General features: G+C 58.7%; 22 protein-coding genes and 1 tRNA gene. 5 read left to right on the top strand and 18 right to left on the bottom strand.

Going from position 1 to position 21,364, the window contains the following annotated elements; translation table 11 throughout:
• Positions 1 to 2 precede the first annotated feature (2 nt).
• The 5 genes from gcvP to AC1MEW_RS10475 all read left to right on the top strand — a co-directional run bounded on the left by gcvP (position 3) and on the right by AC1MEW_RS10475 (position 6,793).
• Positions 3 to 2,855 (top strand): aminomethyl-transferring glycine dehydrogenase, encoded by a 2,853-nt coding sequence (gene gcvP / locus AC1MEW_RS10495; protein WP_480426198.1) that lies wholly within the window; start codon positions 3 to 5, stop codon positions 2,853 to 2,855.
• A 203-nt stretch (positions 2,856 to 3,058) separates the two neighbouring features.
• Positions 3,059 to 4,435: an L-serine ammonia-lyase gene (locus AC1MEW_RS10490; RefSeq protein WP_323570480.1), complete on the top strand. Its 1,377-nt coding sequence runs from the start codon at positions 3,059 to 3,061 to the stop codon at positions 4,433 to 4,435.
• 42 nt (positions 4,436 to 4,477) lie between these two features.
• A complete protein-coding gene (gcvT, locus tag AC1MEW_RS10485; protein ID WP_201206144.1) occupies positions 4,478 to 5,602 on the top strand; it encodes a glycine cleavage system aminomethyltransferase GcvT in 1,125 nt (374 codons plus the stop codon).
• Between the two features lie 393 nt (positions 5,603 to 5,995).
• On the top strand, positions 5,996 to 6,208 hold the full coding sequence (locus AC1MEW_RS10480) for a cold-shock protein (protein ID WP_003175786.1): 213 nt from the start codon (positions 5,996 to 5,998) through the stop codon (positions 6,206 to 6,208).
• Positions 6,209 to 6,304: 96 nt separating this feature from the next.
• Complete coding sequence (locus AC1MEW_RS10475) at positions 6,305 to 6,793, top strand: RDD family protein (RefSeq protein ID WP_480426197.1); 489 nt, start codon at positions 6,305 to 6,307, stop codon at positions 6,791 to 6,793.
• An 82-nt stretch (positions 6,794 to 6,875) separates the two neighbouring features.
• On the opposite strand, the gene nadA is transcribed toward AC1MEW_RS10475, so the two are convergent.
• The 18 genes from nadA to AC1MEW_RS10385 form a co-directional block, all read right to left on the bottom strand.
• Positions 6,876 to 7,934: a quinolinate synthase NadA gene (gene nadA / locus AC1MEW_RS10470; protein ID WP_201206148.1), complete on the bottom strand. Its 1,059-nt coding sequence runs from the start codon at positions 7,932 to 7,934 to the stop codon at positions 6,876 to 6,878.
• 270 nt (positions 7,935 to 8,204) lie between these two features.
• Positions 8,205 to 8,280, bottom strand: a tRNA-Lys gene (locus tag AC1MEW_RS10465).
• A gap of 63 nt (positions 8,281 to 8,343) precedes the next feature.
• Positions 8,344 to 9,036, bottom strand: a complete 693-nt coding sequence (queC, locus tag AC1MEW_RS10460; RefSeq protein WP_201206150.1) for a 7-cyano-7-deazaguanine synthase QueC — start codon at positions 9,034 to 9,036, stop codon at positions 8,344 to 8,346.
• Between the two features lies 1 nt (position 9,037).
• Positions 9,038 to 9,685 carry a 7-carboxy-7-deazaguanine synthase QueE gene (gene queE / locus AC1MEW_RS10455; RefSeq protein ID WP_046032066.1) on the bottom strand — a complete coding sequence of 216 codons (648 nt, stop codon included), beginning with the start codon at positions 9,683 to 9,685 and terminating at the stop codon, positions 9,038 to 9,040.
• Between the two features lie 166 nt (positions 9,686 to 9,851).
• Positions 9,852 to 10,697, bottom strand: coding sequence for a tol-pal system protein YbgF (gene ybgF, locus AC1MEW_RS10450; protein ID WP_201206153.1), 846 nt, complete (start codon positions 10,695 to 10,697; stop codon positions 9,852 to 9,854).
• 6 nt (positions 10,698 to 10,703) lie between these two features.
• Positions 10,704 to 11,201, bottom strand: coding sequence for a peptidoglycan-associated lipoprotein Pal (gene pal / locus AC1MEW_RS10445; protein ID WP_201206155.1), 498 nt, complete (start codon positions 11,199 to 11,201; stop codon positions 10,704 to 10,706).
• Positions 11,202 to 11,253: 52 nt separating this feature from the next.
• Positions 11,254 to 12,504 (bottom strand): Tol-Pal system beta propeller repeat protein TolB, encoded by a 1,251-nt coding sequence (gene tolB, locus AC1MEW_RS10440; RefSeq protein WP_416195313.1) that lies wholly within the window; start codon positions 12,502 to 12,504, stop codon positions 11,254 to 11,256.
• 47 nt (positions 12,505 to 12,551) lie between these two features.
• On the bottom strand, positions 12,552 to 13,631 hold the full coding sequence (gene tolA / locus AC1MEW_RS10435; RefSeq protein ID WP_201206160.1) for a cell envelope integrity protein TolA: 1,080 nt from the start codon (positions 13,629 to 13,631) through the stop codon (positions 12,552 to 12,554).
• Positions 13,631 to 14,083, bottom strand: coding sequence for a protein TolR (gene tolR, locus AC1MEW_RS10430; RefSeq protein ID WP_201206765.1), 453 nt, complete (start codon positions 14,081 to 14,083; stop codon positions 13,631 to 13,633). The genes tolA and tolR overlap by 1 nt, the downstream gene beginning before the upstream one ends.
• A 23-nt stretch (positions 14,084 to 14,106) precedes the next feature.
• Positions 14,107 to 14,802: a protein TolQ gene (tolQ, locus tag AC1MEW_RS10425; protein WP_201194068.1), complete on the bottom strand. Its 696-nt coding sequence runs from the start codon at positions 14,800 to 14,802 to the stop codon at positions 14,107 to 14,109.
• Positions 14,792 to 15,259: a tol-pal system-associated acyl-CoA thioesterase gene (ybgC, locus tag AC1MEW_RS10420; RefSeq protein WP_201194070.1), complete on the bottom strand. Its 468-nt coding sequence runs from the start codon at positions 15,257 to 15,259 to the stop codon at positions 14,792 to 14,794. Before ybgC ends, tolQ begins: the two co-directional genes overlap by 11 nt.
• Before the next feature lie 138 nt (positions 15,260 to 15,397).
• Entirely contained in the window at positions 15,398 to 16,459 is a 1,062-nt protein-coding gene (ruvB, locus tag AC1MEW_RS10415; protein ID WP_201194072.1) for a Holliday junction branch migration DNA helicase RuvB, read from the bottom strand.
• Complete coding sequence (gene ruvA, locus AC1MEW_RS10410) at positions 16,460 to 17,077, bottom strand: Holliday junction branch migration protein RuvA (RefSeq protein WP_090187430.1); 618 nt, start codon at positions 17,075 to 17,077, stop codon at positions 16,460 to 16,462.
• A 116-nt stretch (positions 17,078 to 17,193) separates the two neighbouring features.
• Entirely contained in the window at positions 17,194 to 17,718 is a 525-nt protein-coding gene (gene ruvC / locus AC1MEW_RS10405; RefSeq protein WP_008147379.1) for a crossover junction endodeoxyribonuclease RuvC, read from the bottom strand.
• Positions 17,719 to 17,874: 156 nt separating this feature from the next.
• Positions 17,875 to 18,621 (bottom strand): YebC/PmpR family DNA-binding transcriptional regulator, encoded by a 747-nt coding sequence (locus AC1MEW_RS10400; RefSeq protein WP_046049662.1) that lies wholly within the window; start codon positions 18,619 to 18,621, stop codon positions 17,875 to 17,877.
• A gap of 120 nt (positions 18,622 to 18,741) precedes the next feature.
• Positions 18,742 to 20,517 (bottom strand): aspartate--tRNA ligase, encoded by a 1,776-nt coding sequence (gene aspS / locus AC1MEW_RS10395; RefSeq protein WP_201206162.1) that lies wholly within the window; start codon positions 20,515 to 20,517, stop codon positions 18,742 to 18,744.
• 121 nt (positions 20,518 to 20,638) lie between these two features.
• Positions 20,639 to 20,860: an FmdB family zinc ribbon protein gene (locus AC1MEW_RS10390; protein WP_010457489.1), complete on the bottom strand. Its 222-nt coding sequence runs from the start codon at positions 20,858 to 20,860 to the stop codon at positions 20,639 to 20,641.
• A gap of 163 nt (positions 20,861 to 21,023) precedes the next feature.
• Complete coding sequence (locus tag AC1MEW_RS10385; protein WP_201206164.1) at positions 21,024 to 21,338, bottom strand: ribbon-helix-helix domain-containing protein; 315 nt, start codon at positions 21,336 to 21,338, stop codon at positions 21,024 to 21,026.
• Positions 21,339 to 21,364 lie beyond the last annotated feature (26 nt).

The following is a 21,364-nucleotide window of genomic DNA, read 5'->3' as shown; positions in this document are numbered from 1 at the left end:
ACATGACTCAAGTAAACCTCACGACCGCCAACGAATTCATCGCCCGCCACATCGGCCCGCGCTCCGGCGACGAACAAGCGATGCTCAACAGCCTCGGCTTCGACTCCCTGGAAGCCCTGAGCGCCAGCGTCATCCCGGACAGCATCAAAGGCACCAGCGTGCTCGGCCTCGAAGATGGCCTGAGCGAAGCCGATGCCCTGGCGTTGATCAAGTCCATCGCCAGCAAAAACCAGCTGTTCAAGACCTACATCGGCCAGGGTTACTACGGCACCCACACGCCGTCGCCGATCCTGCGCAACCTGCTGGAAAATCCGGCCTGGTACACCGCGTACACCCCGTACCAACCGGAGATTTCCCAGGGTCGTCTCGAAGCGCTGCTGAATTTCCAGACCTTGATCAGCGACCTGACCGGCCTGCCGATTGCCAACGCCTCGCTGTTGGACGAAGCCACTGCCGCTGCCGAAGCGATGACCTTCTGCAAACGCCTGAGCAAGAACAAAGGCAGCCATGCGTTCTTCGCTTCCGTGCATTGCCACCCGCAAACCCTCGACGTGCTGCGCACCCGTGCCGAGCCGTTGGGCATCGACGTGGTGGTCGGCGACGAGCAAGCACTGACCGACGTGACGCCGTTCTTCGGCGCGCTGCTGCAATACCCGGCCAGCAACGGTGACGTGTTTGATTACCGCGAACTGACCGAACGCTTCCACGCCGCCAATGCCTTGGTCGCGGTGGCCGCTGACCTGCTGGCCCTGACCGTACTGACCCCGCCGGGCGAGTTCGGTGCCGACGTGGCCATCGGCAGTGCGCAACGTTTCGGTGTGCCACTGGGTTTCGGTGGCCCGCACGCGGCGTACTTCTCGACGAAAGATGCGTTCAAGCGCGACATGCCGGGCCGTTTGGTCGGCGTCTCGGTGGACCGTTTCGGCAAGCCGGCCCTGCGCCTGGCGATGCAAACCCGCGAGCAACATATCCGCCGCGAGAAGGCCACCAGCAACATTTGCACGGCGCAGGTTTTGCTGGCCAACATCGCCAGCATGTACGCCGTTTATCACGGCCCGAAAGGCCTGACGCAGATCGCCAACCGCGTGCATCACCTGACGGCGATTCTGGCCAAAGGCTTGAGCGCACTCGGTCTCACGGTTGAGCAGGAAAACTTCTTCGATACGCTGACGCTGAACACTGGCGCCAACACCGCCAAGCTGCACGACAAGGCTCGCGCCCAGCAGATCAACCTGCGTGTGGTCGATGCTGAACGTCTGGGCCTGTCCCTCGACGAAACCACTTCGCAAGCTGATGTTGAAACCTTGTGGGCGCTGCTGGCTGACGGCAAAGCGCTGCCAGATTTCGCGGCATTGGCTACAAGCGTTCAAAGCACCATCCCAGCTGAACTGGTTCGCCAATCGCCGATCCTCAGCCACCCGGTGTTCAACCGTTACCACTCGGAAACCGAGCTGATGCGCTACCTGCGCAAGCTCGCCGACAAGGACCTGGCACTGGATCGCACCATGATCCCGCTGGGTTCCTGCACCATGAAACTCAACGCCGCCAGCGAAATGATCCCGGTGACCTGGGCTGAATTCGGTGCCCTGCACCCGTTCGCCCCGGCCGCGCAAAGCGCCGGCTACCAGCAACTGACCGACGAACTGGAGGCGATGCTCTGCGCCGCCACCGGTTACGACGCGATCTCGCTGCAACCGAACGCCGGCTCCCAGGGTGAATACGCTGGCCTGCTGGCGATCCGCGCCTATCACCAGAGCCGTGGCGAAGATCGTCGCGACATCTGCCTGATACCGTCCTCGGCCCACGGCACCAACCCGGCGACCGCCAACATGGCCGGCATGCGCGTGGTGGTGACCGCGTGCGATGCCCGTGGCAACGTCGACATCGAAGACCTGCGCGCCAAGGCCATCGAACACCGTGAACACCTCGCTGCGCTGATGATCACTTACCCGTCGACCCACGGCGTGTTCGAAGAAGGCATCCGCGAAATCTGCGGCATCGTTCATGACCATGGCGGCCAGGTCTACATCGACGGCGCCAACATGAACGCGATGGTCGGCCTCTGCGCACCGGGTAAGTTCGGCGGCGACGTCTCGCACTTGAACCTGCACAAAACCTTCTGCATCCCCCACGGCGGTGGCGGCCCGGGCGTTGGCCCGATTGGCGTGAAATCGCACCTGACGCCGTTCCTGCCGGGCCATGCCCAGATGGAGCGTAAAGAAGGCGCGGTCTGCGCCGCACCGTTCGGCAGCGCAAGCATTTTGCCGATCACCTGGATGTACATCCGCATGATGGGCGGCGCCGGTTTGAAGCGTGCTTCGCAACTGGCGATCCTGAATGCCAACTACATCTCCCGTCGCCTCGAAGAACACTATCCAGTGCTCTACACCGGCAGCAACGGCCTGGTCGCGCACGAGTGCATCCTCGATTTGCGTCCGCTGAAAGACAGCAGCGGCATCAGCGTCGATGACGTCGCCAAACGCCTGATCGACTTCGGCTTCCATGCCCCGACCATGTCGTTCCCGGTGGCCGGCACGCTGATGATCGAGCCGACCGAAAGCGAATCCAAGGAAGAACTGGACCGCTTCTGCGACGCCATGATCCGCATCCGCGAAGAAATCCGCGCGGTGGAAAACGGCACGCTGGACAAGGACGACAACCCGCTGAAAAACGCCCCGCATACCGCGGCGGAAATCGTGGGCGAGTGGACGCATCCGTATAGCCGTGAGCAAGCGGTTTACCCGGTTGCCTCCTTGATCGAAGGCAAGTACTGGCCACCGGTCGGTCGGGTCGACAACGTGTTTGGTGACCGCAACCTGGTTTGCGCCTGCCCGTCGATCGAAAGCTACGCTTAAAAATGTAGGGGCGGGTTCGCTCGCCCCCACTCTCAAGAGCACCGCATATCCCCTGTGGGAGCGGGCTTGCTCGCGAATGCGGTAGATCAGTCACCATCAACGTTGCCTGACCCACCGCATTCGCGAGCAAGCTCGCTCCCACAGGGTCCGTGCAAAGCCCCAGATTCCGTGAATTCCTATAACAAGAAACCGGAGAACAACTCATGTCGTTAAGCGTGTTCGACCTGTTCAAGATTGGCATCGGCCCCTCCAGCTCCCACACCGTCGGCCCGATGCGTGCTGCTGCGCGTTTCGCCGAAGGTCTGCGCCGTGAAGGGCTGCTGGCCGCAACAACCTGCGTCAAAGTCGAGCTCTACGGCTCGCTCGGCGCCACCGGTAAAGGCCACGGCAGCGACAAGGCTGTGTTGCTCGGCCTGGAAGGTGAACACCCGGACACCGTGAACACCGAAACCGTCGCCGCCCGTCTGCAAGAGATTCGCAGTAACGGTCGTTTGAACCTGCTCGGTGAGCACTCCATCGAATTCAACGAAAAGCTGCATCTGGCGATGATCCGCAAACCGTTGGCTTATCACCCCAACGGCATGATCTTTCGCGCGTTCGATGCGGCAGGCATACAAATCCGCAGCCGCGAGTACTACTCGGTCGGCGGTGGTTTCGTCGTCGATGAAGACGCTGCCGGCGCCGATCGCATCGTCGAGGACGCCACGCCGCTGACCTTCCCGTTCAAAAGTGCCAAGGACCTGCTCGGTCATTGCGCCACCTACGGCTTGTCGATCAGCCAGGTGATGCTGACCAACGAAAGTGCCTGGCGCCCGGAAGCGGAAACCCGTGCCGGTCTGCTGCACATCTGGCAGGTGATGCAGGACTGCGTCGACGCCGGTTGCCGCAACGAAGGCATCCTGCCCGGTGGCTTGAAGGTCAAACGCCGAGCGGCGGCGCTGCATCGGCAATTGTGCAAGAACCCGGAATCGGCGCTGCGCGATCCGCTGTCAGTACTGGACTGGGTCAACCTCTACGCTTTGGCGGTCAACGAAGAAAACGCCAACGGCGGACGCGTGGTCACCGCGCCCACTAACGGTGCAGCCGGGATCGTCCCGGCAGTGTTGCATTACTACATGCGCTTCATCCCCGGCGCCAATGAAGACGGCGTCGTGCGTTTTCTGCTGACCGCCGCCGCGATCGGCATTCTGTACAAGGAAAACGCCTCGATTTCCGGCGCTGAAGTCGGTTGTCAGGGGGAGGTCGGCGTCGCCTGTTCGATGGCGGCCGGTGCGTTGTGCGAAGTCCTTGGCGGCAGCGTTTCGCAGGTGGAAAACGCCGCCGAAATCGGCATGGAACACAACCTCGGCCTGACCTGCGACCCGATTGGCGGCCTGGTGCAAGTGCCGTGCATCGAGCGCAACGCCATGGGCTCGGTGAAAGCCATCAATGCGGTGCGCATAGCCCTGCGTGGTGACGGTCAGCACTTCGTTTCCCTCGACAAGGTCATCCGCACCATGCGCCAGACCGGCGCCGACATGAAAAGCAAATACAAGGAAACCGCCCGTGGCGGTTTGGCGGTCAACATTATCGAGTGCTAATGCGCGCGCATTGGCATCTGCACACTTTTTCAGGAGCTGAATATGTCCACCGAACAATTGCTGAAAACCCCGCTGCACGCACTGCACATCGAACTCGGCGCGCGAATGGTGCCGTTCGCCGGCTACGACATGCCGGTGCAATACCCATTGGGCGTGATGAAAGAACACCAGCACACCCGTGATCAGGCCGGGCTGTTCGATGTCTCGCACATGGGCCAGATCCGCCTGACCGGCGCCAATGCCGCCAAAGCCCTGGAAACCCTGGTGCCGGTGGACATCATCGACCTGCCGGTGGGCATGCAGCGCTACGCAATGTTCACCAACGAGACCGGCGGCATCCTCGACGATCTGATGGTCGCCAACCTCGGTAACGACGAACTGTTCCTGGTGGTCAACGCCGCCTGCAAGGATCAGGACCTGGCGCACCTGCGCAAGCACATCGGCGACCAGTGCAGCATCGAGCCACTGTTCGAAGAACGCGCGTTGCTGGCCCTGCAAGGCCCGGCTGCTGTGACTGTGCTTGCACGCCTGGCGCCTGAAGTGTCGAAGATGACCTTCATGCAGTTCGCCCGCGTGAAACTGCTGGGCGTGGACTGCTTTGTCAGCCGTTCGGGCTACACCGGCGAAGACGGTTTTGAAATCTCGGTGCCGGCCGCCAACGCTGAAGCCCTGGCGCGCGCGCTGTTGGCTGAACCTGAAGTGGCGGCCATCGGCCTCGGCGCTCGCGACTCCCTGCGCCTGGAAGCCGGCCTGTGCCTCTATGGCCACGACATGAACACCGAGACCACCCCGATTGAGGCAAGCCTGCTGTGGGCCATCTCCAAGCCACGTCGTGCCGATGGCGCACGGGCCGGCGGCTTCCCGGGCGCTGAAAGCGTATTCGCCCAACAACAAGGTGGTATCAGCCGTAAACGCGTTGGTCTGTTGCCGCAGGAACGCACGCCAGTGCGCGAAGGCGCAGAAATCGTCAACGAAGCCGGCGACATCATCGGTAGCGTGTGCAGTGGTGGTTTCGGGCCGACCTTGGGTGGTCCTCTGGCCATGGGTTACGTCGACAGTGCTTACATCGCGATCGATACGCCGGTTTGGGCAATTGTCCGTGGGAAAAAGGTGCCTTTGCTTGTAAGCAAAATGCCATTTGTTCCACAACGCTACTATCGTGGTTGATTGACTGTTTCTATAAGTAACGCGATTGCGTTAACAGTGCACTAATCTGTAACGCAACCGCCATAAAACAGTGCAGTCGTTCGATTATGAACTTTGCTTATAACGTTCGAAAACAATTGAACACCTTCATCGAATAAGCACGCACTAGTGGACCGACTAATAGCCACCAAGCCGAGCAAAACCGGGCCCCTCACAGGGGCTTGTTTTTTATCGGCTAGTTGGCGTAGAGTTTGTTCACTGTGTTTGCATGGGTCGCTTGGAATCGTGACCTGGGCAGTAGCCTACAAGTTAGCTACATCCCGTTCTACGTCTTCTTACTTTCCTGCAACCAGCCCCAGTACTCTTTCATATGAAGGAGACTGTCATTAATTTTTGCGTCAAAGGAAATAAGAAATGTCCCAACGTCAGAGCGGTACCGTCAAGTGGTTTAACGACGAGAAAGGTTTTGGTTTTATCACTCCAGAAAGCGGTCCGGATCTGTTCGTGCATTTCCGCGCTATTCAGGGCAACGGCTTCAAGAGCCTGAAAGAAGGCCAGAAAGTGACCTTCGTTGCTGTGCAAGGCCAGAAAGGCATGCAGGCTGACGAAGTACAAGCAGAAGCCTAACCTTCTGTAACGAAAAAGCCCCTGATGCTGACATCAGGGGCTTTTTTGTGCGCGTAAATCCGTAAAATGGCTTTCTTTTTTCGCCCAGAGGCTGCCATGTCGAAACACTTGCTCAACCCCCAGGGCGACTTTCCCGCCCCTACCTTGGGCCGTCGCCTGGCAGCGATGTTCTATGACTTTCTGTTATGCACGGCCCTGCTGATCGTCACCAGCGGCATTTACAAGATGATCCAGATGGCGATCATCGGCGAAGACAAGATGCGCAAGCTCACCGAAGCCGGCGCGCTGGACGGCGATCCATTGCTGTCGACGGTGCTGTTTTTCGTGCTCTTCGGTTTCTTCGCCAAGTTCTGGACCTGGTCCGGTCAGACCCTGGGTATGCAGGTGTGGTGCATCCGTGTTCAGAATGCTGACGGCTCGTCCATCAGCCTGTGGCAGGCGCTGCTGCGGTTTGTGGTGTCGATCGCGTCGTGGCTGTGTGTGGGGCTGGGGTTTCTCTGGCCGCTGTTCGACAAACAGAAACGCAGCTGGCATGACATGTATTCCAACACCCAGCTTGTTCGTGTTCCAAAGAAACAAAAGTAGCGCCCATAAAAAAAGATCGCAGCCTTCGGCAGCGCCCATAGGCGCGGAGCTGCCGAAGGCTGCGATCTTTTGATCTTGCTCTTTAAGCGTTACCCGCCAACTTCATCCGCGCCGCCTGGGTGAAGTCCAGCATCCGCTTCAACGGCCGAATCGCCTGCGGAATCAACGCCGGATCCACAAAGATCTCGTTCGTCCCTTCCTTCAAGCTCTTCAGCGTCCGCTCAAGGGTATTCATCGCCATCCATGGGCAGTGCGCGCAACTGCGGCACGCTGCGCCGTTACCGGCCGTTGGAGCCTCGATGAAGACCTTGTCCGGGCACAGCTGCTGCATCTTGTAGAAGATGCCGCGGTCGGTGGCGACGATGAAGGTCTTGTTCGGCAGGGTTTGCGCCGCCGCGATCAACTGACTGGTGGAACCGACGGCATCCGCCAGTTCGATCACCGACGTCGGCGATTCCGGATGCACCAGAATGGCCGCGTCCGGGTACAGCGCCTTCATGTCCTCAAGCTGCTTGGATTTGAACTCCTCGTGAACGATGCAGGCACCGTCCCACAGCAGCATGTCCGCGCCGGTCTTACGCTGGATGTAAGTACCCAGGTGCTTGTCCGGCCCCCAGATGATGGTCTCGCCGTTATCCATCAGGCTTTCGACAATCTCCAGCGCGCAGCTTGAAGTCACCACCCAATCAGCCCGGGCTTTGACCGCCGCCGAAGTGTTGGCATACACCACCACCGTGCGCTCCGGATGCTGATCACAGAACGCCGAGAACTCGTCCACCGGGCAACCCAGGTCCAGCGAGCAGGTCGCGTCCAGGGTTGGCATCAGGACGCGTTTTTCGGGATTGAGAATCTTCGCGGTCTCGCCCATGAACTTCACACCGGCGACCACCACGGTTTTGGCCGGATGGGCATTGCCGAAGCGCGCCATTTCCAGGGAGTCAGAGACGCAGCCACCGGTTTCTTCGGCCAGGGCCTGAATCACCGGATCGCAATAGAAGTGGGCAACCAGCACCGCGTCCTGAGCCTTGAGCTCGGCAGCAATGGCAGCGCGGTAATAAGCCTCTTCCTCGACCGTCAGCGGCTTGGGCTGCTTGGCGTCGAGGTGAGCTTGAACCAGTAAGCGTTCAGAAATTTGCGTCATGATCGCAAGACCTGCGGGCGCTTTCGCGCGAAAGTCGAGTATACACCCGGCTCCGGACCACTTAAGGGTACCGCCGGGAGAGTGAGTATTCATCAGGCACAGCGTTGAAGCTGCGCAAGGCTACAGAATATCCCGCTGATGCAAAAGATGATTCTGACCTGCGTCACGCGGGGCAGCCCAGGACTTGTGCGAGCACAAATCGCGGACAAAAAAAAACCCGGAAATCCTCACTTTCGTGGGCCTTCCGGATTTTCTAAACTGCTATAAAAATGGTGGGTCGTGTGGGATTCGAACCTACGACCAATTGGTTAAAAGCCAACTGCTCTACCAACTGAGCTAACGACCCGCTGTGTGGTGGCGCGTATAATACTGATTTTTAAGGACTATTCAACACCTAATTTGAAATAAATCAGAAATAAGGTGTTGGGTCACTGATTCCGGCCGCCGCGAAGCCTTCTGCACGCAGGCGGCAGCTGTCGCATTTGCCGCACGCATAGCCTTTATCGTCGGCCTGATAGCAGGAAACGGTCAGCCCGTAATCGACGCCCAGCTTCACGCCCGCCTCGACGATCTGCGCCTTGCTCAGGTTTTGCAGCGGGGCCTGGATGCGGAAACCGTTGCCTTCGACACCGGCCTTGGTCGCCAGGTTGGCCATGCGCTCGAAGGACTCGATGAACTCGGGACGGCAGTCCGGGTAACCGGAGTAGTCCACGGCGTTCACACCAATAAAGATGTCGCGGGCGCCCAGCACTTCAGCCCAGCCCAACGCGAGAGATAGAAACACCGTGTTGCGCGCCGGCACATACGTCACCGGGATACCTTCACCCAGAGTTTCCGGGATATCGATACTGTTGTCGGTCAGCGCAGAACCGCCAATGCCATTGAGGTTAATACCGATCACCTTGTGTTCGACCACACCCAAATCACGGGCAACCCGTGCGGCCGCGTGCAATTCGGCGTGGGAACGCTGGCCGTAGTCAAAGCTCATGGTGTAGCAGCTATAGCCTTCAGCACGGGCCATGGCCACGACCGTCGCCGAGTCGAGGCCGCCGGACAGCAGGATCACCGCACGTTTTTCGGTAGTGTTCAGTGGTTCAGTCATATCAGCGCCCCGGCTCGTCATTCCAAAGATATTTATGCAGTTGCAATTGCAGACGCACTGGCAGGTTGTCCGCCACCACCCAGTCAGCCAGATCCCGAGCATTGAGGTCATGGTGACTTGGCGAGAACAGGACTTCGCCGGCACGTCGATCAAGACCGTACTGGATCAGCTTGGACACGGCCCAGTCATAGTCTTCCCGCGAGCAGATGACAAACTTCACCTGGTCGTTGGGCGTCAGCAGTTCGATGTTCTCATAACGGTTGCGGTGCGCTTCTTTCGAACCCGGTGTTTTCAGGTCGACGACGCGACTGACACGGGAATCTACTGCCGAGATGTCGAGAGCACCACTGGTTTCCAGTGACACTTCGTAACCGGCGTCGCACAACTGCTTGAGCAATGGGATGGCATTGGGTTGCGCCAACGGCTCGCCGCCGGTGACACACACATAACGCGGACGAAAACCGGCCACTTGCTCGAGGATATCGTCGAGGGGGCGAATGGTGCCGCCCGTGAACGCGTAGGCGCTGTCGCAGTATTGGCAACGCAATGGGCAACCGGTCAGGCGCACAAAAACAGTGGGCAGCCCGGCAGTCCGCGTTTCACCCTGCAACGAGTAAAAAACTTCGGTGATTCTCAATGTGTCTTGCATAGTCGCCACGGGCGTAACAGCTAAACAGGCTGTCCGCCTCCGTCAGGCTCTTCAAGGAACCCCGCCAACGCGCGAATCCCAAAAAGCGTGTTTCAGAAAAAGGGCATGAATTCTAACGAAAAAACCCGCGACAAGCGCGGGTTTCTTCAAGATCAGTCAAGCAACCTTACATGCGTTGCAGATCGCGTTGAGCCAACTGAGCGGCGGAAGTGCCCGGATATTGGGACACCACCTGCTGCAGAATGCCTTTTACCTTGTCGGTGTGACCCAGGCGGCGCTCTACATCAGCCAGCTTGTACAGCGAATCAGGCACTTTGGCGTGCTTGGGGTACAGCTGCGAAACCTTGGCAAACGCCTGACCTGCACCTTGCAGATCGCCTTTGGCCAAATTGACTTCGCCCAACCAGTACTGGGCATTGCCCGCGTATTGGCTGTTCGGGTATTTGCGCAGGAAAGCGGTAAAAGCCTGGCTGGCCTTGTCGAAATCCTTGGCTTTGATCAAGTCGAAGGCTGCATCGTAATACAGTTTTTCCTTCGCCGGATCACCCGGTTCACTGCTGGCGGCAGGGGCTTGAGCGGCTACCGCTCCCGCACCAGCGCCTGCAGCGGCTGCTGCACCAGGGGCATTCAAATTGCCACCGGTGGAAGAATTATCAGGAGTCGCGGCTGGTGCAACGCCGGTTCCTATGCGCCGATCAAGATCCTGGTATCGCTCCAGGTTTTCTTGCTTCATGCGCGCTACATCATTTTGCAGAACTTCGATCACACCCTGTTGGCGCGAGATCTGCTCCTGCATCGATTGCAGTTGGTTGAACAGCTCGCCCTGTGCCGAGACAGGGGCCGAAACCCCTCCCCCGGCATAGGCGCCGTTCGTACCGTAACCCGCAGGCGGATAACTGCTCCCGCTATTGTTATAACCGGAGTTGTCATCGACCACAGGAACCGCAGCCCACACCGCAAGCGGTGCGAGGCTGAGAGCCAAAACAGTTACAGCACGACGGCACGTTCGCATGACGAATTACTTACGCAGTTCGACGCGACGGTTTTGAGCCCAGGACTGCTCGTCGTTGCCGGTAGCAACTGGACGCTCTTCGCCGTAGGAAACCAGTTCCAGCTGAGCTGGGGAAACACCTTGCAGTACCAGGTAGCGCTGAACGGCTTTCGCACGACGCTCGCCCAGTGCCATGTTGTACTCACGAGTACCACGTTCGTCGGTGTTGCCTTCCAGAACAACGCGAGCGCCGTTTGCTTTCAGGTCTTTGGCGTGAATATCCAGGGAGCGCATGGCTTCTGGCTTCAGGTCCGAGCTGTCGTATTCGAAGTAGAAGGTGGTGATTGCGCGCAGAGCAGCTTCTTCGCTCAGGGAGCCATCAACAGCACCAGTGTTAGCGCCGTAACCAGCGTTTGGATCGACAGCGCCTTGACCGGCATTGTCGCCGCCTTTGGACGAGCAACCTACAGCTACAGCCATGGCCAGAGCCAGCGCAGCAAATTTACCAAACTTCAGCATTTCCATCGTGAAACTCCTAATGAACCCCAGTGTGTTAAGTAAAACGTGTAGCGCCGCGTCAGTTCAGGTAAGGGGACCAGGAAGGTTCTCTGACTTCGCCTTGTGCGGTAGGAAGCGGGAGCCTTACGCGTCCATTAATGGACACGAGCATCAAGACTCCCCGGCCCTGCTGGCGGGTGGCGTAGATTACCATGGTGCCGTTGGGCGCAACAGTAGGCGACTCGTCCAGAGTGCTATCAGTGAGGATTTTTACGCTTCCGCGCTGCAAATCCTGGGCCGCCACCTTGAAATTAGTGAAGCCATCCTGGCGGTGAATCATCACCAGGGTCTTTTCATCAGCCGAAAGCTTAGGGTTGGCGTTGTAGTTACCAATGAAGGTCACACGTTCCGCACCGCCACCACCGACGCTGGTTTTGTAGATTTGTGGCTTGCCGCCACGGTCGGAGGTGAAGTAGATGGTCGAACCATCCTTACCCCAGAACGGTTCGGTATTGATGCCGGGACCGTTGGTGACGCGAGTGATCTGACGCGAACCCAGGTTCATCACATAGATGTCCGGGTTGCCGTCTTTCGACAGTACGAATGCCAGGCGATTGCCATCCGGCGACCAGGCTGGCGCGCCATTCAGGCCTTCGAAGTTGGTGATCTGCTCACGGCGACCGGTGTCGATGTTCTGCATGAAGATACGCGGACGCTTCTGCTCGAACGATACATAGGCGATACGCTTGCCGTCCGGTGCGAAACGCGGCGACAGGATTGGCTCGCGCGATTGCAGCAGGGTCACGGCGCGGGCACCGTCATAGTCCGAACGTTGCAGCGTGTAGCGCGTGTTCTTCTCAGAGAAACGCTCGGCTGTCACGTACAGCAGGCGTGTCGAGAACGCACCTTTAATACCGGTGAGTTTTTCGAACGACTGGTCAGCGATGTAGTGCGCCATGTCGCGCAGTTGATCGACGCTGCCCGACACGCTGCCGGTCAGCACTTGCTGCTCGGTGGCGACGTTGAACAATGCGTACTGAACCTGCAGGCGACCGCCCGCCGGAACAATGCTGCCGACCATGATGTACTGGGCGCTGATCGCCTTCCAGTCACGGAAAATGATTTCGCTGGCCTGGCTCGGCTGGCTGATCATCTGCTGCTTTGGAATCGGCGAGTAATAGCCCGAGTTGCGCAGGTCATTGCCAATGATTTCGGCCATGTCGTCCGGCAGCACAGTGCCGCCCTGGAAACCGAACGGCACTACCGCAATCGGGGTAGCCCGATCACTGCCGCTGGTGACCAGAATGTTTTTTTCGTCTGCTACCGCCATCCCTGCCAGGCAGCAGATAACGACAAGCATTCCTCGAAGAAGGTTTCTCACAAGGCTAGATCCTCAGGTGTGAATGTCATCTTGAATGAACGATACGGAGCAAAATCGCTCGGCTTCATTCCCTGCATTTCTGTCAAACGTCCAATATTCTTCACCGCTGCCACAGCCGACGAGTCGAACGGACCATCGCCACTGGACTTGGCAATACTGACCGAAGTCACCGTACCGTCCGGCAACATGCCGATTTGCAACACGACCGTCATGCCTTTGCGTGCCGAAGGAGGACGAGCCCAGCCTTCTGCTGCACGAGCACGAATCAAATCATCGAAACTGCCGGCGACTTCGTCACCCTGCTCATCGGCCAACGCCTGCTGACGCTGCGGCGTGTCGGAAAGCAAATCTGCCAAGGCCTGGGCCTTTTTATCTTCGGTAGATTTACGTGCCGCATCCTGCGATTTCTTCTTCGCAGCATCGGCAGCAGCTTTCTTCTTCGCTTCGTCGGCGACTTTCTTCTTCGCCTCTTCAGCTTCAGCTTTCTTCTTGGCGTCGTCCGCGGCTTTCTTCTTCGCGTCTTCGACGATCTTTTTCTTCGCTTCTTCAGCGGCCGCTTTCTTGGCCTCTTCTTCAGCAGCCTTCTTGGCTTCTTCTTCAGACTTCTTCTTGGCTATATCAGCCAATTGTTTCTCTTCGACCTTCTTGGCTTCGGCGGTCTTCTTCGCTTCGTCGGCTTTTTTGGCTTCATCAGCCTTTTTCGCTTCCTCAGACTTCTTCGACTCGTCGGCCTTTTTGGCTTCCTCGGCTTTTTGAGCCGCTTCTTCTTTCTTTTGTTCCGCAGCCTTCACCGCTTCCTGCTCGACCTTCTTTTGTTCCATCTGTTCGACTTCGGTCTGACGCGCAGCAGATTTCTGCGCTTCACCCGCAATCTTCTGATTGGTCTGGGTGGTCGCCCGACTTTTCGATTTCAGCTGGTACAGGGTCGCCTGGACAATCGGCTTGGCCGGCGGCAACTCAGGCGTCATGGCGAAACTGACGAACAGCATGCCGAAAACCAGCACGTGCAAGCCAATCGCCCAGACACTAGGCCAGAAGTAGCTTTCCGAGGCTGTTGGCTCTCGTTGTTGCTGCATCAGGGCGCCTCGGTAATCAAGCCAACATTACCGACTCCGGCCTTCTGCAACCCGCCCATGGCGCCCATGACCGAACCGTAGTCGACGGTCTTGTCGCCACGAATGAAGACTTGGGTGTGCTTGCCGTTTTCGTTGCCGGCGCTGATGATTTTGGTCACTGCGCTGGTCATCTGCGGCAAGGTCATGGCCTTGTCCTGCTGCTTATCGGTGTCGACTTCGCTGCCAAGGTTCCAGTAGTAGGTCTTGTCAGCCTTGATCGAAATGGTCAGGACCTGGGTGTTGTTGTCCTGCGGCAAGGCTTCGCTGGAAACCTTGGGCAGATCAACTTTCACGCCCTGATTGAGCATCGGCGCGGTCACCATGAAGATGACCAGCAGTACCAACATCACGTCGATGTAAGGCACTACGTTCATCTCGGCAACCGGCTTGCGCTTTTTGCGAGCTCGAGCGATTAAAGCCATTGGAAATTACCTGCTTATTCTTCGCTGGTGTGCACTTTGCGGTGCAGGATCGCCTGGAATTCATCGGCGAAGGTGTAGTAGCGGCTCAGCAGGGTTTCGCTGCGAGCAGCAAAACGGTTGTAAGCAATTACCGCTGGGATAGCTGCAAACAGGCCGATGGCGGTGGCCACCAGTGCTTCGGCGATACCCGGGGCCACGGTGGCCAGGGTCGCCTGCTGGGCAGTTGCCAGGCCACGGAAGGAGTTCATGATGCCCCAGACCGTGCCGAACAGACCGATGTACGGGCTGACCGAACCGACGGTGGCGAGGAACGGCAGGCTCTGCTCGAGCTTTTCTTCTTCGCGGGAAATGGCCACGCGCATGGCACGGGCCACGCCTTCCATGACCGCTTCCGGGTCAACGCCTGGCTGCTGGCGCAGACGGGAGAATTCCTTGAAGCCGGCACGAAAGATTTGCTCGACGCCCGAATCCGGATCAGGGTTGCTGCCGGCCTGACGGTAGAGCTTGGACAAATCGATACCCGACCAGAAGCGCTCTTCAAAGCTCTCCAGGGCACGTCGACCAGCGCGTATCAGATTGCTGCGCTGAAAGATCATGATCCATGAGGTCACCGATGCGGCTACCAGAATCAGCATTACCAACTGCACCACGACGCTGGCATTGCTGACCAGGCTCCACATGGAGGAATGGTCGACGACGTTAGCTTCCACGCTTTATCTCCTGCTTTGAGTGTGTACCCGCGCCGCTCTCGCCGGCAAAGGCCGCACGTAGAGCTTCGGGAATGGCCCGGGGTTTCAAACTATTAGTGCGCACACAGGCCACCAAAAACTGCCCTTCGCAGAGCAGCACATTATCCGTAGCCCGCCTGACCTGCTGTTTAAAGCGCAGGCTGACACGGTTCAATTCGATTACTTCAGCGCTTACCAACAGCTCGTCGTCCAGTCGCGCCGGCGCGTGGTAACGCGCTTCGCTGGAATGCACGACGAACAACAGGTCCTCCCCTGCCAGCGCCGATTGGGCAAAGCCCAGATCCCGGAGCCGCTCGGTTCGAGCCCGTTCCATAAACTTGAGGTAATTAACGTAATACACAATGCCGCCCGCATCGGTGTCCTCGTAATAAACGCGACAACGATGTGCGAACGGCTCAAGCCCGTTTTGCGCGCGCATACTCTAGTGCTTACTCCTCAGGTTGCCAATCCGGCGAGGCAACTGTTTTTCATTGTTGCTGGGCTTTCGAGTGAAAGATTCGTCATCTGAGCCCCTAGGACCACATAAACCTTCAATCGATCAGCCCGCAAACGTTAATTAATCGTCCACTGCATCGAGAAACTCGTCTACCACGGGCATCTCGCCCAATCGTGACGGAATGTTTAAACCGAAATGCAGATACGCGTGCCGGGTCACCACCCGCCCACGCGGTGTTCGCATGATGTAGCCCTGCTGGATCAGGTACGGTTCCAGCACGTCTTCAATGGTGTGGCGCTCTTCACTGATGGCCGCCGCCAGGCTGTCGACCCCGACCGGCCCCCCGTCGAACTTCTCGATCATGGTCAACAGCAGGCGTCGATCCTGGTGATCGAAGCCACGTTCGTCGACATCCAGCAGGTTCAGGGCCAGGTCGGCAATCGGCTTGGTGATGTGGCCCTTGGCCCGAACTTCGGCGAAATCCCGCACCCGACGCAGCAAACGGTTGGCGATTCGCGGGGTGCCACGGGCGCGGCGAGCGATTTCGAAGGCGCCCTCCGGGTCCAGCGGCAAGCCAAGGATGTTCGCCGAACGGCTGACAATCGTCGCCAGGTCCGCAGTGCTGTAGAACTCCAGACGCTGGACGATCCCGAAACGGTCACGCAATGGGTTGGTCAGCATGCCGGCACGGGTAGTTGCACCGACCAGGGTGAACGGCGGCAGATCAAGCTTGATCGAACGCGCGGCCGGCCCTTCGCCGATCATGATGTCGAGCTGGAAATCTTCCATCGCCGGGTACAGCACTTCCTCGACGATCGGCGACAGCCGATGAATTTCATCGATGAACAGCACGTCGTGAGGCTCAAGGTTGGTCAGCAGCGCGGCGAGGTCACCCGGGCGCTCAAGTACCGGGCCCGAGGTGCTTTTGATCGACACGCCCATTTCCTGGGCGATGATGTTGGCCAGCGTGGTTTTACCCAGGCCCGGCGGGCCGAAGATCAGTGTGTGATCCAGGGATTCGTTGCGACCACGGGCAGCCTGGATGAACAACTCCATTTGCTCTCGAACCGTCGGCTGGCCAATGTATTCGGCCAGGCTAAGGGGACGAATCGCGCGGTCCTGGACTTCCTCGCGGTCACGGGGGCCAGGTGTGGCGGCGATCAGACGATCAGCTTCAATCACTTAAATCATTCCCTTCAGGGCACGACGAATCATGTCTTCACTGCTCAAACCTTTCTCCTTGATCGCGGAAATCGCCTTGCTGGCCTCCTGCGGCTTGTAGCCCAGGGAAATCAGCGCGCTGACCGCGTCATTTTCGGCGGTGGCCACCGGGGCCGGCGCATCCGGCCCACCCGGCTGGTTCGGCACCAGGGCGAACATCGCCGGCACGGTTTCCCAGGCCTTGAAGCGGTCCTTGAGTTCCACCAGCAAACGCTCGGCGGTCTTCTTGCCCACGCCCGGCACTTTGGTCAGCGCCGAGGTGTCCTGGGACTGCACGCAACGCACCAGCTCATCGACTTCCAGGCTCGACATCAAGGCCAGGGCCAATTTCGGCCCTACACCATTAAGACGGATCAACTCGCGAAAAAAGTCTCGCTCACGCTTGCCGTAGAAGCCATAGAGTAACTGCGCGTCTTCGCGTACGACCAAATGGGTGTGCAAGGTCAGCGGTTCACCGACCGACGGCAAGCGATACAGCGTGGTCATGGGCACTTCCAGCTCATACCCCAGACCATTTACATCCAGAATCAGGTGCGGCGGCTGTTTCTCAGCCAGGGTGCCGCGCAAGCGTCCAATCACGTTTCAAATCCTTGAGCGTTAGCCAGCCCGAGGCCAGCGACTGACAGAGCAAGGGTTTTACGCCGACGACACAGGCGCAAAAAACCTCATTCCATAAAAAATGATTGCTGATGCTATCAGAGACGCAGGCGCCCGCCACGACTGCGTGCCGTGCCGAGGCCATGAGGCAGCAGGCTGGAACGGGTGTGAGCGTGACAAATGGCGATGGCCAGGGCATCCGAGGCATCGATTTGCGGCTTGCTGGTCAACTTGAGCATGTGCATGACCATCATCTGGACCTGCTCTTTATTCGCCGCGCCGGTACCGGTCACTGCCTGCTTGACCTGGGTCGCGGTGTATTCCGCAATTTCCAGGCTTTCTTCAGCGCCAGCAACAATGGCGGCACCGCGGGCCTGACCAAGCTTCAGTGCAGAGTCGGCGTTGCGCGCCATAAAGACCTTTTCGATGCCCATGGTCACCGGGCCGTAGGTCTGGATGACTTCCCGCACACCGCGATAGACGATTTGCAGGCGCTCGTGCAACTCGCCGGAGCCCGTGCGAATGCAACCCGACGCCACGTAAACGCAGCCACGCCCGGTATCGCGTACCACGCCATAACCGGTGATGCGCGAACCGGGGTCGATACCAAGAATTAAAGTCATAACGCCTGCGGGTTCAGTAAAAGCACGATATCCAATACACCAAATAAAATGTGGGAGCGAGCCTGCTCGCGAAAGCGGTTTCATATTCAGCAACGATGTTGCCTGAAAATCCGCATTCGCGAGCAAGCTCGCTCCCACATTGGATCTTAGTCGCCCTTAACCCAGCTGTGCGGCAACCGACTCCGGAATGTCCGCGTTGGAATAGACGTTCTGCACGTCATCCAGGTCTTCCAGCATGTCGATCAGCTTGAGGACCTTCTCGGCGCCGTCCAGGTCCAGTTCGGCACTGGTGGTCGGCAGCATGACGATTTCCGCGTCATCGCCTTTGAAACCGGCTGCTTCCAACGCGTTACGCACGGAGTAGAACCCAGCGAACGAGGTGAACACGTCGATCGAGCCGTCTTCGTGGGTGACCACGTCATCGGCATCGGCTTCCATGGCCGCTTCCATCAGCGCGTCTTCATCAACGCCTGGCGCGAAGGAAATCTGCCCCTTGCGTTCGAACAGATAGGCCACCGAACCGTCAGTACCAAGGTTGCCGCCACACTTGCTGAAGGCATGGCGAACAGCGGCTGCCGTGCGGTTACGGTTGTCGGTCATGCACTCGACCATCACCGCCACACCACCCGGGCCGTAGCCTTCGTAGCTGAGTTCGACCATGTCGTCGGTATCGGCTGCACCGGCACCGCGAGCGACCGCGCGATCAATGATGTCGCGGCTCATGTTTGCACCAAGGGCCTTGTCCAGCGCCAGACGCAGACGCGGGTTGGAGCCTGGGTCGCCGCCGCCCTGACGGGCCGCAACGGTCAGCTCACGAATCCACTTGGTGAAAATCTTGCCCTTCTTGGCATCCTGACGTTCTTTGCGGTGCTTGATGTTCGCCCACTTGGAATGACCCGCCATATCTCGCTCCGAATTCTCTTTGAAACATTGCCCGCCGCGCATTGAGCGCCGGCCAGCAACAAAAAAATCTCGACCTATAAAAAAGGCGCATCCCATAAGGATGCGCCTTCAGGGTCAGCCTTACTCAGCCTTCGGCGTTTCGCGCAGACGAATGTGCAGTTCGCGCAATGCCTTGGCATCCACCACACCCGGTGCTTGCGTCATCACGTCGGCAGCACTCTGGGTTTTAGGGAACGCGATCACTTCACGGATCGACTGGGCACCGGTCATCAGCATCACCAAACGGTCCAGACCGAAGGCCAGGCCACCGTGCGGCGGCGCGCCGTATTTCAGGGCGTCGAGCAGGAAGCCGAATTTCTCTTCCTGTTCCGCTTCTTCGATACCCAACAGGCGGAACACCGTCTGCTGCATTTCCTTGCGGTGGATACGGATCGAACCGCCACCCAGCTCGGTGCCGTTCAGGACCATGTCGTAGGCACGGGACAGAGCGGTCGCCGGGTTGGCTTCCAGTTCTTCCGGCGTGCACTTCGGCGCGGTGAACGGGTGGTGCAAGGCACTGAAGCTGCCGTCGTCGTTTTCTTCGAACATCGGGAAGTCGACGACCCACATTGGCGCCCACTTGCAGGTCAGCAGGTTCAGGTCGTTGCCGACCTTGATCCGCAGTGCACCCAGGGCTTCGCTGACGATCTTCGATTTGTCGGCGCCGAAGAACACGATGTCGCCGTCAACTGCGCCAACACGATCAAGGATCACGTTGAGGTTGGCTTCAGGGATGTTCTTGACGATTGGCGACTGCAGGCCTTCAACGCCTTTAGCGCGCTCGTTGACCTTGATGTACGCCAGGCCCTTGGCACCGTAGATGCCGACGAACTTGGTGTAGTCGTCGATCTGCTTGCGCGGCATGCTCGCAGCGCCTGGTACGCGCAGGGCGGCAATGCGGCATTTCGGGTCGTTGGCAGGGCCGCTGAACACCTTGAAGTCGACTTCTTTCAGTTGGTCGGCAACGTCAACCAGTTCCAGCGGGTTACGCAGGTCCGGCTTGTCGGAACCGTAACGGCGCATGGCTTCTTCGAAGGTCATGTGCGGGAAGTCGCCGAATTCCAGATCCAGCACTTCCTTGAACAGGTTGCGGATCATTTGCTCGGTGATGCCCATGATCTCTTTTTCATCGAGGAAGCTGGTCTCGATGTCGATCTGGGTGAATTCCGGCTGGCGGTCAGCCCGCAGGTCTTCGTCACGGAAGCACTTGGCGATCTGGTAGTAACGATCGAAGCCGGCAACCATCAGCAGTTGCTTGAACAACTGTGGCGATTGCGGCAAGGCGAAGAAGGAACCGGCGTGAGTACGGCTCGGCACCAGGTAGTCGCGCGCGCCTTCCGGGGTAGCCCGGGTCAGGATCGGCGTCTCGACGTCGAGGAAGCCGTTCTCGTCCAGGAAGCGACGGATGCTTGTAGTCATGCGCGAACGCAGACGCAGCTTCTCGAGCATTTCCGGGCGACGCAGGTCGAGGAAGCGATAGCGCAGGCGGGTTTCTTCGCCAACGTCGGAGAACTCGTTGAGCGGGAACGGCGGGGTTTCCGACTCGTTCAGCACTTCCAGCTCGTAGCCCAGCACTTCGATCATGCCCGACGCCATGTTGGCGTTGGTGGCACCGGCCGGACGCAGGCGAACCTTGCCGGTGATCTTCACGACGTATTCGCTGCGCACGCGATCGGCGGCGGCGAAGCTCTCGGCGCGGTCCGGATCGAATACCACTTGGGCCAGACCGTCACGATCACGGATATCGAGGAAAATCACCCCGCCGTGGTCACGGCGACGGTGTACCCAACCGCAAAGAGTAATTTCCTGGCCTTCCAGGGCTTCGTTCAGCTGGCCGCAATAATGGCTGCGCATCATGGTAGTGGTTTCACTTCTCGTAATCGAAATTCGTTTGGAGGCCTCGCGTACATCCAGCCCTTTATAAAGGTGCCAGATGATGCAAGAACTCACTCGTGTCGTTCAACTCAGGTTCCAGACCTTAGTCAGCTTTGTCGCCGCCGGCCAGATTCTTCTTGGAACCGGTCTTGAAGTCGGTTTCGTACCAGCCGGTGCCACTGAGGCGGAAACCCGGCATGGACAGCATCTTCTTGAGCTCTGGTGCCTGGCACGCAGGGCAGTCGACCAGCGGTGCTGCGCTGATCTTTTGAATGGCTTCCAACTGATGACCACAGGAAGCACATTGATAGTCGTACATCGGCATGGGGGTTGTCTCGGCGATCAGATTGCTACCGCATACGCAGGGTTTTGCGGCAAAGAGCGGGATTATATCCATTAAATGCAGCCTGTGCAGCCGTAAGACTGCACAGACCGACACACCGCCCACTCTGGCCAACCACACAGGTGAGCCAGGTGAGGGGCGCGCACTACTTAAGGCTGTGTACAACGCAGACAACACGTACCAGCCCGGTGAAATTCTTCACCCCGCCGTGACGCAAATGAACCTCGCGGTCCACGTGGGACAACAGGGCACTGATCGAGCAGCAATTGAGCGTGGCCATTTCACTCAGGATTTCCCAATAGACCTGCTCTAGCCGCAGACAGGTCGCAAAACCGTTCAAGCGCACCGATCGGGATAAAGGCCGGGCCAACCCCATATCGAACTCGCTGACGAACGGATCAATTTTTATTGCCTGTTGTTCGCCGAGCCTCCATTCGCCTCGACTTTCTCCATAAACCATACCGTTGACACTCCTTTGCCATCCCT

This window comes from Pseudomonas sp. ASL4, assembly GCF_056680395.1.
This window is presented reverse-complemented; position numbering and strand designations above follow the sequence as displayed.